Below are 12,833 nucleotides of genomic sequence, written 5' to 3'. Positions count from 1 at the left end.
GCCGATCCGGCCCGCGCCGCCTCCCGATCCCGTTCCTCGATCCCAAGGGCCTGTATGCGCAAGCTCAGCTACTTCGTCGGCGCCACCATCGACGGCTTCATCGCGGCCCCGGACGGCGGCTACGACTTCTTCTTCCCGTTCCTCACCGAGGACTTCACGCCGACGCTCTTTGCCGAGTACCCGGAGACCGTCTCCACCCCCGGCCGCACGGCGGTCGGCATCGCGGAAGCGCCCAACAAGCTCTTCGACACCGTGCTCCAGGGGCGCGGCAGCTACGACGCCGGACTGTCCGTCGGACTCACCAGCCCGTACGCCCACCTGCGGCAGATCGTCTTCTCCCGCAGCCTGGAGTCGAGCCCGGACCCGGCGGTGGAGGTCACCACCGAGGACCCGGTGAGCGTCGTCCGCCGGCTCAAGCAGGAGGACGGGCTCGGTATCTGGCTCTGCGGGGGCGCCGACCTGGCCGGTCAGCTGCTGCCCGAGATCGACGAGCTGATCATCAAGCAGTACCCGGTGGTGGTCGGGTCGGGCATCCCGCTGTTCCGCACGGGCTTCGAGCCGCGCGCCTTCACGCTCACCGACAGCCGGATCTTCGAGCGCGGGAACGTCATCCTCACCTACGCGCGGACGTCGCCTTCGACGGACGCCCCGGTCGCCGGCTGACGCTCACCACCAGGCAGACGCCGGCCACCACGATCGCGCCGCCCGCCAGGGTCGGCCCGGTCAGCGGCTCGGCCAGCACCAGCCAGCCCAGCAGCACCGCGACCACCGGGTTCACGTACGCGTAGGTGGCGACCAGGGTCAGCGGGGCCGAGCGCAGCAACCAGGCGTACGCGGTGAAGGCGAGCAGCGAGCCGAACAGCACCAGGTAGACGAGGGCCAGCCAGGACCGGCCGGAGACGGCCGCAAGGTCGAATCCACGCTGCTCACCGCGAACCAGTCCGATCAGCAGATTGCAGAAGCCGCCGGCCAGCATCTGGTACGCGCTCGCGGCGAGCACGTTGCCCGGCATCGGGATCTTCTTGCTCGCGAACGAGCCGGTCGCCCACGTCAGCGTGGCGCAGATGATCAGGATCACGCCCAGCGGCTCGACGGACCCGCCGATCGCGGGGGCGGACAACACACCGAGGCCGACCAAGCCGAGCAGCACCCCGACGAGCTCGGCCCGCTTCGGGCGCTCGCCGCCGCCGAACGCCGTCAGCACCACCATCCACAGCGGGACGGCGGCCACCAGCAGGGCAGCCAGGCCGGAGGGGACGGAGGTCTCGCCCAGCACCACCAGGCCGTTGCCCCCGGTCAGCAGCAGCACGCCGACCAGAGCGGCGGAGGCCAGCTGGCGCCCGCTCACCCGCAGGCCGGCCGGGCCTCGGCGGGCCAGCAGGTAGCCGACCAGCAGCAGGCCGGCAGTGAGGAAGCGGGCGGCGGCGGAGAGGAAGGAGGGCATCGTCTCCACAGCGATCCGGATCGCCAGGTAGGTCGAGCCCCAGACGACGTAGACCACCGCGAGGGCCAACCAGACGGCGCCGCCCAGGCGGGCGGTCGGCTTGGCGGGGGTGTCGGGGGTTGTGGGGGTGGCGGGGGTGGTGGAGGTGCTACCGGGGGTGGCTGCCGGTTGGGAGGAGGCGGGCGATGTCATGTGTGTCCCCCTTGGACGCTGCTGGCCGAACATCCGACATGACAGCGCATGGGGAGCCCGCTGCGCCAGTGGGTATCACGGATCGGGCAGCAGGACGTACCGTGGGCGCTCCCCCAGCAAGGAGGTCGAATTCGTGTCCGCGCCTGAGGTGGCCTCGCCGGTTGAGGAGGCCCTGCCGTTCTTCGTGTACGGCACGCTGCGCAGCGGCGGCCGCAACCACGCCGCCCACCTGGCCGGGCGCTGTGCCGAGATCCGTCCGGCGGTGCTGAACGGCGCGGCGCTGCACGCGGGCCCGGGGTTCCCGTACGCGGTGCCCGACCCGACACCCGGGCGGCGGATCGTGGGCGAGCTGATCACCGTACGGCCGGGCGCGTATGCCGGGGCGCTCGCGACGCTGGACGAGTTGGAGGAGTGCCGGCCGGACGGGACGGGGCTGTACGTACGGCGACGGCTGGCGGTGTGGACGGCGGCGGGCGAGCTGCGGGAGGCCTGGGTGTACCTCGCCGGGCCGACCGCTGAGGCGCGGCTGCGGACGCGGCCGGCGCTGATCGCCTCGGGGGACTGGGCGGACAGGTGAGGGGGCGGGGGTCGGCTGACGGCTGACGGCTGACAACTTTCAGCAGACAGCTTTCAGATTTCAGCGTTCAGAATCTGAAATCTGTTCGCCGCCAGCCGACACCCCCGGCCGTGACCTCGCCGCAGACCGGCCGCAAACGGCCAGGTAGGCTGCCCCGGCTGGTGAGATCCACTACGCACTGGCCCGCCGAACGACGAGGAGCCACCCGGTGCCCGAGCTGCCCCATCCGATCACCGTCGTCGGGATCGGGGCCGACGGCTGGCCCGGTCTGGCCGCCACCTCCCGCGCCGCGCTGCAGTCCGCCGAGGTGGTCATCGGCGGCCCCCGGCAGCTGGAGCTGCTCCCCCACGATGCGGTCACCGCCGAGCGCGTCCCCTGGCCGTCCCCGCTGCGCCCGGCCGTCCCCGGACTGCTCGCCGCCCACGCCGACCGCCGCGTCGCCGTCCTGGCCAGCGGCGACCCGATGTTCTACGGCATCGGCCGCACCCTCGCCGAGACCGTCGGAGCCGAGCGGCTGCGCGTGCTGCCGCACCCGTCCTCCGTCTCCTACGCCTGCGCCCGGCTCGGCTGGCCGCTGGAGGCCACCGAGGTGATCAGCCTGGTCGGCCGCCCGCTGGACACCCTCACGCTCGCCCTCCACCCCGGCCGCCGTCTGCTGGTGCTCAGCGCCGACGCCGCCACCCCGGCCGCCGTCGCCGCGCTGCTCACCGAACGCGGGTACGGCACCGCCCGCCTGCACGTCCTCGAACAGCTCGGCTCCCCCACCGAGCGCCGGCTCGACGGCCCCGCCGACGGCTGGCCGCACCCGGTCGGCGACCCGCTGAACGTCATCGCGGTCGAACTCGGCGACGGCCCCCGCAGCTCTCTCGTCCCCGGCCTGCCCGACGCCGCGTACGAGAGCGACGGCCAGCTCACCAAGCGGCACGTGCGCGCCGCCACCCTCGCCACGCTCGCCCCGTCCCCCGGCGAACTGCTCTGGGACGTCGGCGGCGGCTCCGGCTCGATCGCCGTCGAGTGGCTCCGCGCCCACCGCGGCTGCCAGGCCGTCAGCATCGAACGCGACGCCGTCCGGGCCGATCGCATCGCCCGCAACGCCGCCGCGCTGGGCGTCCCCCGGCTGCGCGTGGTGACCGGTCCCGCCCCGGCCGCGCTCGCCGAACTCCCTACCCCCGACGCCGTGTTCATCGGTGGCGGCCTCACCGCGCCCGGCCTGCTGGACAGTTGCTGGGCCGCGCTGCGCCCCGGCGGCCGGCTGGTGGCCAACACCGTGACCCTGGAGTCCGAGGCACTGCTCATCGAGTGGTACCGACGCCACGGCGGGGAGCTCGTCAAACTCGCCGTCGCCCACGCCGTCCCGGTGGGCGGCTTCACCGGGTGGCGGCAGGCCATGCCGGTCACCCAGTGGTCCGCCGTCAAGCCCAACCCCCCTCAGGAGGACGCCTCGTGACCGTCTACTTCATCGGAGCCGGCCCGGGCGCCGCCGACCTGATCACCCTGCGCGGCCAGCGCATCCTGGCCCGTGCCGAGGTCTGCCTCTACGCCGGCAGCCTGGTCCCGCGCGAGCTGCTGGACGAGTGCCCGCCCGGTGCCCGGCTGATCGACACCGCACAGCTCAACCTGGACCAGATCATCGCCGAGCTGGTCGCCGCGCACCGGGTCGGCCAGGACGTGGCCCGGCTGCACTCCGGGGACCCGTCCGTCTTCTCTGCCGTCGCCGAGCAGATGCGCCGCCTGGACGCGGCGGGCGTCCCGTACGAGGTGGTCCCCGGCGTGCCCGCCTTCGCCGCCGCGGCGGCCGCGCTGAAGCGGGAGTTGACCGTACCGACCGTCGGCCAGACCGTGATCCTCACCCGGATCGCCAAGCGCGCCACCCCCATGCCCGAGGGCGAGGACCTCGCCACCCTGGGCCGCAGCGGTGCCCTGCTGGTGCTGCACCTGGCCGCCGGGTACGTGGACGACGTGGTCGAGCAGTTGCTCCCCCACTACGGCGCCGACTGCCCGACCGCGGTGGTCGCGATGGCCAGCCGCCCCGACGAGCTGGTGCTGCGCGGCACGCTCGCCGACATCGCCGAGCAGGTCAAGGCGGCGGGCGTGGTCCGCACCGCCGTCATCCTCGTCGGCCGGACGCTCGCCGCCGAGCAGTTCCGCGACAGCCACCTCTACTCGGCGGACCGCGAGCGCCCGCACGAGCCCTGCGGCGCATGACCCGGCACATCCTGATCCTCGGCGGGACCACCGAGGGGCGGGCGCTGGCCGCCGCCCTCGTCCCGTCCGCGCTCAGGGTCACCAGCTCGCTGGCCGGCCGGGTCGCCCAACCCCGGCTGCCCGCCGGGGAGGTGCGGATCGGCGGCTTCGGCGGCCCGGACGGACTGGCCGCCTGGCTGCGCGCCGAGGGGGTGGACGCCGTGGTCGACGCCACCCACCCCTTCGCCGCCGGGATCTCGGGCAACGCCACCCTCGCGGCGGCCGCCACCGGCGTGCCGCTGCTGGTGCTGCGCCGCCCCGGCTTCACGCCCGTCGACGGCGACCGCTGGCACCCCGTCCGCTCGCTCGCGGCGGCCGCCGAACTGCTGCCGGGCCTGGGGCGGCGCGTCTTCCTCACCAGCGGCCGCCAGGGCATCGGCGCCTTCGCCCACCTCGACGGGATCCACCTCCTTGCCCGCTCGGTGGACCCGCCCGAGCCGCCGCTGCCGCCCTCACTCGAAGTCCTGCTGGACCGCGGCCCGTTCACCCTCGACGCCGAGCGGGCGCTGCTGCGCGAGCACCGCATCGACGTACTGGTCACCAAGGACAGCGGCGGCGCCGCGACCGCGCCCAAACTCACCGCCGCACGCGAACTCGGCCTGCCCGTGGTCGTGGTGGAACGTCCGCCGGTGCCGGAGGGCGTGCCGGTCGCCCAGGACGTCGAGGGGGCGCTGCACTGGCTGGAACAGCTCGACTCCGGCCCCGCGTCCACGCCGGTGTCCGGCCGGTGAAATTGCCGGGTGGCCCGACCGGCCGCCCGGCACGATGGCCCGATGACCGATGACCAGCGCGCCACCACCCTGCGTACCGCCGACGAACGGGCCACCCTGACGAGCTTCCTGGACCACCAGCGCGACACCCTCGCGATGAAGTGCGCCGGCCTCAGCACCGAACAGCTGCGCACCCGCGTGCTGGAACCCTCCGGACTCTCGCTGCTCGGGCTCGTCCGCCACCTCGCCGAGGTGGAGCGCAGCTGGTTCCGCAACGTCCTCAACGACGAGGCCAGGCAAGGTTTCTGGAAGCACCCCGACGGCACCTTCGCCGAGTTCGACGTCGAGACCGCCGACCCGGAGGAGGCCTTCGCGATCTGGCGCCGGGAGTGCGACCACGCCCGGGAACTCGTCGCCGCCGCGGAGTCGTTGGACGTCCTGGGCCACTACGGCGAGGAGGTCTTCTCGCTGCGCTGGATCCTCACCCACATGATCGAGGAGTACGCCCGCCACAACGGCCACGCCGACCTCCTGCGCGAGCACCTCGACGGCTCCACCGGCGAGTAGCGCGGCAGCACCGGGCGGGCGGGTCCAAAGGGGGCAGCGATGCGAACCCGCTGCCACTTCGGGTACAACCGCTCGGGCCTGGTGGTGGCGCAGGCGCTGGTCGACCTCGGGTACGGGGCCGGCGAGGCGATCCGGCTGGTCCGGGAACGGCGGTCGCCCTGGGCGCTGAACAACCCGGTGTTCGTTGACTACCTGAACACCGGGTTGGACGTCGCCGCACTGCTGGCCGGCCTCAACGGGTGAGGCCTCCCAACGTGATGACGATCTGTCAGATGTCGCGGAAGGTCTCGATCTGGGCGCCGATCGAGTTGAGGCGCTCGGCGAGGTCCTCGTAACCGCGGTTGATGACGTAGACGTTGCGCAGGACGGAGGTGCCCTGGGCGGCGAGCATCGCCAGCAGGATGACCACGGCCGGACGCAGCGCGGGCGGGCACATCATCTCGGCGGCGCGCCAGCGGGTGGGACCCTGGACCAGCACGCGGTGCGGGTCGAGGAGCTTGACGTCCGCGCCGAGCCGGGTCAGCTCGGTGAGGTAGATCGCGCGGTTGTCGTAGACCCAGTCGTGGATCATCGTGGTGCCGTGCGCGGCCGCGGCGATGGCGGCGAAGAACGGTACGTTGTCGATGTTGATGCCGGGGAACGGCATCGGGTGGATGGTGTCGATCGGTGCGGCCAGCTTGGACGGGCGCACGGTGAGGTCGACCAGGCGGGTGTGGCCGTTGTGGGCCGGGTACTCGGGGGTCCGGTCGTAGTCGAGGCCCATGCCCTCCAGCACCGCGAGCTCGATCTCCAGGAACTCGATCGGCACCCGGCGGATCGTCAGCTCGGAGGAGGTGACCACGGCGGCGGCGAGCAGGCTCATCGCCTCCACCGGGTCCTCGGCCGGGGTGTAGTCGACGTCACAGGTGATCTGCGGGACGCCGTGGACGGTGAGGGTGGTGGTGCCGATGCCCTCGATCTTGACGCCCAGCTTCTCCAGGAAGAAGCAGAGGTCCTGGACCATGTAGTTGGGCGAGGCGTTGCGGATGACGCTCACGCCGTCGTGCCGCGCGGCGGCCAGCAGGGCGTTCTCGGTGACGGTGTCCCCGCGCTCGGTCAGCACGATCGGGCGGTCCAGCGGGACACCGGGCTCGACCGAGGCGTGGTAGGCGCCGCCGGTGGTGGCGACCTCCAGGCCGAAGCGGCGCAGCGCGGTCAGGTGCGGCTGGACGGTGCGGGTGCCGAGGTCGCAACCGCCTGCGTACGGGATGGCGAAGCGCTCGGCGCGGTGCATCAGCGGGCCGAGGAACATCAGCACGCTGCGGGTGCGGCGGGCGGCCTCGACGTCCATCGCGGCGAGGTCGAGCTCGGCCGGCGGGGTGAGTTCGAGGTCGCGGCCCTCGTTGATCCAGCGGCTCTTGACGCCGATGCTGGTGAGCACCTCGAGGATGCGGTAGACCTCTTCGATCCGGGCCACGCTGCGGATCGTGGTGCGGCCGGTGGTCAGCAGCGAGGCGCAGAGGATCGCCACGCAGGCGTTCTTGCTGCTGCGGACGTCGATCGCGCCGGAGAGCCGGGTGCCGCCGGTGACCCGCAGGTGCATCGGGCCGGAGTAGCCGAGGGAGACGATCTCGCTGTTGAGGGCATCGCCGATGCGGGCGATCATCTCAAGGCTGACGTTCTGCTTGCCCTGTTCGATGCGGTTGACCGCGCTCTGGCTGGTGCCGAGTGCCTCTCCGAGCTGCGCCTGGGACCAGCCACGGTGCTGGCGCGCGGTACGGATGAGGGTGCCGATACGGGTGAGGTAGTCGCCTGTCACTCGGCAGACCATATCTCATGGTTGAGATCGCAAAAGAATCAAGGTTGGGCGTGAGGGTACTTTTGTCCGCTTCTCGCCACGTATGAGCGTCAGATCTTCACATCACCATGCGATATTGCTGAGTTTCCGTTGCGCCAGCGCTGCACTCAACTCGACGCCGTTCAGGGCCCGAACGGTTCCGCCCGGCCGACGATGGTGCCCGCGCGGTCGATGCAGATGACGTCCACCGCGACCGGTGAGCCCCGCAGCACGTCCAGCGCCGTCGCCCGGGCCGCCTCGGCGACCAGGTCCCCGAGCGGCACCCCCGCCGCCCGGCACAACTGCACCGCCTCCAGCCCGGTGTTGGCCGCCGCCACCGCCTCGGCCAGCGCCTCGTCCGCCCCACCTCGCCGGGCCAGTTCGGCCAGGTAGCCCTTGTCCACCTGGGAGCGCGCCGAGTGCAGGTCCAGGTGGCCGTGGGCGAGCTTGGACAGCTTGGCGAAGCCGCCCGCGATGGTCAGCCGGGGCACCGGGTGGCGCTTGAGGTACTTGAGGACGGCCCCGGCGAAGTCGCCCATGTCGAGCAGCGCGTCCTCGGGCAGTCCGTGCACCGCGACGGCGACTTTCTCCGAGGTCGAACCGGTGCAGCCCGCCACGTGCGTGCGCCCGGCCGCCCGGGCCACGTCCACGCCGCGCCGGATCGAGTCGATCCAGGCCGAGCACGAGTAGGGGACGACGATCCCGGTGGTGCCGAGGATGGACAGGCCGCCGAGGATGCCCAGGCGCGGGTTCCAGGTCGAGCGGGCGATCTCCTCGCCGTGGTCGACGGAGACCTCGACCACCACGTCCCCGCTGCCGCCGTGCGCCGCCGCCACCTCGGCCACCGCGTCCCGGATCATCTGCCGGGGAACCGGGTTGATCGCGGGCTCGCCGACCGGCAGCGGCAGGCCCGCCTTGGTGACCGTCCCGACCCCGGGACCGGCCCGGAACACCACTCCGGCGCCGGGTTCGCCGGCCCGTACGGTCGCGCGGATCAGCGCGCCGTGGGTGACGTCGGGGTCGTCGCCGGCGTCCTTGACCACCCCGGCCATGGCGCTGACCGGCCCGGCTCCCGACCCGGTCGGACCCCCGGTTCCCGGCCCGGTCAGCTCCTCGGCGGCGAGGGCGAAGGCGGGCTGCTGGCCCTTGGGGAGGGTGATGGTCACCGGGTCCGGGAACTCGCCGGTGAGCAGCGCGGTGTAGGCGGCCTTGGTGGCGGCGGTGGCGCAGGCGCCCGTCGTCCAGCCGTGGCGCAGACCGCTGCTCTTCAGCTGGCCGGCCCGGCCTCCCGCCCCGGCTCCCGCTGCGGCCACCTGCGCCTCACTTCCGAACGTCCGAACGTCGGACCGCGCTCGCGCGCCGTCCCGCTTGCCCCGGCGGCCGCACCCGGCCGTCGCCGCCGATTTTCCCCCATCCGTCCGCCGCCGCCCCGACCGGGGTGGCGGTCCGCGCCCGGACCGGGCCACCGTGCGCGAGCTGCGGAGGTGGTGCTGACCCGCGTTCCCGAAGAGTTCTCCGCACAGGTCTAACACCCGGCGCCTACCCATGGGTAATCTGTCGCTCCGCCAGAAGCGGGTTCATGACACTCAGGTCCGGTGGACGGGGCGCTTGCCCGGCCGGGCCGTCAGCATGTGGGGGTTTTTGTGGCAGGGATGAGACGTCGTACGTTCCTCACGGGTACGTCGGTGGCCGCCGCCTGGTCGGCCCTGTCTCTGGGCGGCGCCCAGTTCGCCTCGGCCGCGGCGCGCGATCAGGCGCTCGCGACCACGGCCGCGCGGGCGGTCAAGATCACCGGCACCACCCTGGAGCAGGTGGCCACGCCGGTCGGCACCGGTTCCTACAAGCGGCTGACGGCCGGGCCGGGCTGGCCGCTGATGGTGCGCGGGGACCTCGCGGCGCCGAGCGCCGGGCGGGACGACCGCCGTACCGGGCTGGCCAGCTTCGTCCAGTTCAGCGACCTGCACCTGGTGGACACCGAGTCCCCGGTGCGTTTCGAGTTCCTGGCCAAGTCCAACGGCAGCGCCTACCGGCCGCAGGAGGCCCTGAACGCCCGGGGTGTGTCGGCGCTCGTCGAGCGGGTCAACTCGCTCGACGGCGGCCCCTACACCGGGATGCCGTTCAGCATGGTGATGGCCACCGGGGACAACACCGACAACCACGAACTGGCCGAACTCGACTGGTACCTCACGGTCATGGGCGGCGGCCGGATGTCCCAGAACACCGGTGACCTCAGCCGCTACGAGGGTGTGCAGAACTCCGGCAACTCGGCCTTCTGGAACCCCGAACTCGCCTACAACGACAGCTACAAGGCGAAGGGCTTCCCGCAGATACCCGGCTTCCTCTCCGCCGCCGGGCGGCCCTTCGACGCTCCCGGCCTGAGCACCCCCTGGTACACCACGGTCGGCAACCACGACGACAGCATCGAGGGCACGCTGCCCGACTTCGGGCTGCTGAACGACCTCTACACCGGCGAGTACAAGCTGGAGGGCTGCGACGACGCGACCGCGGCCCAGCTGATGGACTCGCTGCGCCGCGACCCGGCGGGCGCCGTGCTGCTGCTCGCCAAGCTCCTCGCCAGCGGCGAGGCGGTGCGCCGGGTGACCCCGGACGAGCGTCGGCACCCGTTCACGCTCAAGGAGTTCGCCAAGGCCCACCTCGACCCGGCCGTCACCGGCGCGGGTCCGTACGGGCACGGCTTCACCTCGGACATGGTGAGCAGCGGCAAGCTCTACTACACCTTCCGGATCTCGGAGAAGGTGGTCGGCATCAGCCTGGACACCACCAACCAGGCCGGGTTCGCCGACGGCTCCCTGGGCACCGCGCAACTGCGCTGGCTGGAGCAGCAGTTGAAGGCGCACAGCGGGCACTGGTACGACACCAACGGGAACCGCGTGACGGGCGGCAGCACCGACGACGTGATCCTGGTCTTCAGCCACCACACCAGCGGCTCGATGGGCAACCTGCTGCCGGACCCGCGCAACATCTTCGAGAAGCGGCACGACGGCAACGAGCTGGTCGCCCTGCTGCAGCGCTACCCGAACGTGGTCGCGTGGGTGAACGGGCACACCCACATGAACAAGATCACGGCGCACGGCCACCCGGTGCCGGAGCGGGCGTTCTGGGAGATCAACACCGCCTCGCACATCGACTACCCGCAGCACGGGCGCATCATCGAGATCGCGGACAACGGGGACGGCACGCTCTCCCTGTTCACCACGCTGATCGAGTCCTCCGCGCCGTACGGGACGGACTTCGGCAGCACCTCGGACGCCAACCTCGCGGCGCTGTACCGCGAGCTGTCGTACAACGACCCCAACGGGAGGGTCTCGGCGCTGCTGGGCTCCGGGGAGGACCACAACACCGAGCTGCTGATCACCAAGCCGACCCGGTGACGCACGCGGCAGCAACAGCTGACAGCTGACAGCTGACAGGCAACGGCGAACAGAAAACAGATGACAGCTGACAGATAACGAAATCTGTCAGCTGTCATCTGTCGGTCGTGCGCAGCAGGCGGCGGGGAGCCGTCAGCGGCCCGCCGTCACGCCTCCGGGTAGCGCCGAGGCGTCCAGACGACCTCCACGCCGCCGCCCCGCTCGACCGCCTGGGTCTGCGAGGAGCCGATCAGCAGGATCGTCCGCATGTCGACCAGCGCCGGGTCCAGCTCGCCCAGCCGCACGATCCGGATCCGCTCGGTCGGCCCGCCGACGTCGCGCGCCATCACCACCGGGGTCTCCGGCGTGCGGTACTCCAGCAGCAGGTCCCGGGCCAGGCCGACCTGGGTGGTACGGGACTTCGAGCCCGGGTTGTACAGCGCGAGCACCAGGTCCGCCTCGGCGGCGGCGCGCAACCGCTTCGCCACCACGTCCCACGGCTTGAGCCGGTCCGACAGCGAGACCGTCGCGTAGTCGTGCCCCAGCGGGGCCCCCGCCCGGGAGGCGGCCGCGTGCGCGGCGGTCATCCCGGGGAGCACCCGCACCGGCACGTCCCGGTACGCCTCCTCACAGGCGACCTCCAGCACCGCGGTGGCCATCGCGAAGACGCCCGGATCGCCCGAGGAGACCACCGCGACCCGGTGCCCGCGCCGGGCGAGCTCCAGGGCGAACTCGGCGCGCTCCGACTCCACCTTGTTGTCCGAGCCGTGCCGCCGCTGCCCCGGCCGCTCCGGCACCCGGTCCAGGTAGGTGGTGTAGCCGACCAAGTCGGTGGCCTCGGCCAGCGCGCCGCGCGCCTCGGGGGTGAGCCAGAGCGGCCCGGCCGGCCCGGTGCCGACCACGGTCACGCTGCCCGTGCCGTCCGACAGCCGCACGGTCGACTCCAGCGGCGCGACCTTGCTCGGCAGCACCGCCACCGAGAAGTACGGGACGGTCTCGCCCTCGACCTCCGCGAGTGGCGCGACGCGCTCCCCGGCCATGAAGGCGCGCTCGACGTACTGCGCGTCCTCGAGTCGCCCGGCCCGCTCCAGCGCCCGCCGGACGGCCGGGAAGGTGCGCCCCAGCTTCATGATCACGGCGGAGTCGGCGGCGGCGATCCGCGCCGTCAGCTCCTCCTCGGGCAGCGTGCCCGGGATGACGGTGAGCGTCTCCTCGGCCTCGGTCAGCGGCTGACCGAGCCGGGCCGCCGCCGCGCTGACCGAGGTCACGCCGGGCACCACCTCAGTCGGGTAGCGGTGTGCGAGCCGCTTGTGCATGTGCTGGTACGAGCCGTAGAACAGCGGGTCGCCCTCGGCGAGGACCACCACGTCACGCCCGGCGTCCAGGTGGGCGGCCAGCCGGGCGGCGGCCTCCTCGTAGAACTCGTCCAGCGCGCCCCGGTAGCCGCCCGGGTGGTCGGTGGTCTCGACGGTGAGCGGGTAGACCAGCTTCTCCTCGACCTGACCACCCGTCAGGTACCGCTCGGCGATCGAGCGCGCGATGGAGCGGCCGTGCCGGGCGCTGTGGTACGCCACCACGTCGGCCTTGCCGATGAGTTCGGCGGCGCGGACGGTCACCAGCGAAGGGTCCCCCGGGCCGAGGCCGACGCCGTACAGTCGACCGACGGCGCTCTGATGCTCGGTCACTCTTCTTCACTCGCAATCGCGTTGACGGCCGCTGCGGCGATCGCGCTGCCGCCGCGTCGACCACGCACCACCAGGTGCTCCAGGCCGGACGGGTGCTCGGCGAGGGCCTGCTTGGACTCGGCGGCGCCGATGAAGCCGACCGGGACACCGATCACCGCGGCCGGGCGGGGCGCGCCCGCCTCGATCATCTCCAGCAGCCGGAACAGCGAGGTCGGTGCGTTGCCGAC

General features: G+C 72.6%; 12 protein-coding genes and 1 pseudogene. 8 read left to right on the top strand and 5 right to left on the bottom strand.

All coding sequences use genetic code 11. The features are described from left to right. The first annotated feature begins 54 nt into the window (after window positions 1–54). Window positions 55–663 (top strand): dihydrofolate reductase family protein, encoded by a 609-nt coding sequence (locus ACFQ87_RS23850; RefSeq protein WP_380612815.1) that lies wholly within the window; start codon window positions 55–57, stop codon window positions 661–663. Here the strand turns inward: ACFQ87_RS23850 and ACFQ87_RS23845 are convergent. Beyond that, entirely contained in the window at window positions 614–1,636 is a 1,023-nt protein-coding gene (locus ACFQ87_RS23845; protein ID WP_380612814.1) for an EamA family transporter, read from the bottom strand. The two genes, ACFQ87_RS23850 and ACFQ87_RS23845, sit on opposite strands and share 50 nt — an antisense overlap. Before the next feature lie 133 nt (window positions 1,637–1,769). On the opposite strand from ACFQ87_RS23845, the gene ACFQ87_RS23840 reads away from it, so the two are divergent. The 6 genes and pseudogenes from ACFQ87_RS23840 to ACFQ87_RS23815 all read left to right on the top strand — a co-directional run. Beyond that, window positions 1,770–2,213: a gamma-glutamylcyclotransferase family protein gene (locus ACFQ87_RS23840; RefSeq protein ID WP_380612813.1), complete on the top strand. Its 444-nt coding sequence runs from the start codon at window positions 1,770–1,772 to the stop codon at window positions 2,211–2,213. A gap of 208 nt (window positions 2,214–2,421) precedes the next feature. Then, window positions 2,422–3,660: a precorrin-6y C5,15-methyltransferase (decarboxylating) subunit CbiE gene (cbiE, locus tag ACFQ87_RS23835; RefSeq protein WP_380612812.1), complete on the top strand. Its 1,239-nt coding sequence runs from the start codon at window positions 2,422–2,424 to the stop codon at window positions 3,658–3,660. Next, entirely contained in the window at window positions 3,657–4,418 is a 762-nt protein-coding gene (gene cobM / locus ACFQ87_RS23830; RefSeq protein WP_380612811.1) for a precorrin-4 C(11)-methyltransferase, read from the top strand. Before cbiE ends, cobM begins: the two co-directional genes overlap by 4 nt. Then, window positions 4,415–5,188 (top strand): cobalt-precorrin-6A reductase, encoded by a 774-nt coding sequence (locus ACFQ87_RS23825; RefSeq protein WP_380612810.1) that lies wholly within the window; start codon window positions 4,415–4,417, stop codon window positions 5,186–5,188. Before cobM ends, ACFQ87_RS23825 begins: the two co-directional genes overlap by 4 nt. Window positions 5,189–5,230: 42 nt before the next feature. Further along, window positions 5,231–5,734, top strand: a complete 504-nt coding sequence (locus tag ACFQ87_RS23820; RefSeq protein WP_380612809.1) for a DinB family protein — start codon at window positions 5,231–5,233, stop codon at window positions 5,732–5,734. 48 nt (window positions 5,735–5,782) lie between these two features. Then, a pseudogene (locus ACFQ87_RS23815) lies at window positions 5,783–5,977 on the top strand (protein phosphatase); the annotation flags it as partial. Between the two features lie 25 nt (window positions 5,978–6,002). Here ACFQ87_RS23815 and ACFQ87_RS23810 read toward each other — a convergent pair. Continuing rightward, window positions 6,003–7,532, bottom strand: coding sequence for a UDP-N-acetylglucosamine 1-carboxyvinyltransferase (locus tag ACFQ87_RS23810; protein ID WP_380612808.1), 1,530 nt, complete (start codon window positions 7,530–7,532; stop codon window positions 6,003–6,005). 161 nt (window positions 7,533–7,693) lie between these two features. Then, complete coding sequence (locus tag ACFQ87_RS23805; protein ID WP_380612807.1) at window positions 7,694–8,863, bottom strand: cobalt-precorrin-5B (C(1))-methyltransferase; 1,170 nt, start codon at window positions 8,861–8,863, stop codon at window positions 7,694–7,696. 339 nt (window positions 8,864–9,202) lie between these two features. On the opposite strand from ACFQ87_RS23805, the gene ACFQ87_RS23800 reads away from it, so the two are divergent. Next, window positions 9,203–10,942: a TIGR03767 family metallophosphoesterase gene (locus ACFQ87_RS23800; protein WP_380612806.1), complete on the top strand. Its 1,740-nt coding sequence runs from the start codon at window positions 9,203–9,205 to the stop codon at window positions 10,940–10,942. 146 nt (window positions 10,943–11,088) lie between these two features. Here ACFQ87_RS23800 and ACFQ87_RS23795 read toward each other — a convergent pair whose 3' ends face one another. Together ACFQ87_RS23795 and ACFQ87_RS23790 are read right to left on the bottom strand one after the other, a co-directional pair. Further along, window positions 11,089–12,606, bottom strand: a complete 1,518-nt coding sequence (locus tag ACFQ87_RS23795; RefSeq protein WP_380612805.1) for a precorrin-2 C(20)-methyltransferase — start codon at window positions 12,604–12,606, stop codon at window positions 11,089–11,091. Next, the coding region (locus ACFQ87_RS23790; RefSeq protein WP_380612804.1) for a precorrin-8X methylmutase at window positions 12,603–12,833 on the bottom strand (231 nt) is incomplete at its 5' end. The genes ACFQ87_RS23795 and ACFQ87_RS23790, both read right to left, overlap by 4 nt.

This window comes from Kitasatospora sp. NPDC056531 (genome assembly GCF_042794375.1).
Taxonomy (GTDB): domain Bacteria; phylum Actinomycetota; class Actinomycetes; order Streptomycetales; family Streptomycetaceae; genus Kitasatospora.
This window is presented reverse-complemented; position numbering and strand designations above follow the sequence as displayed.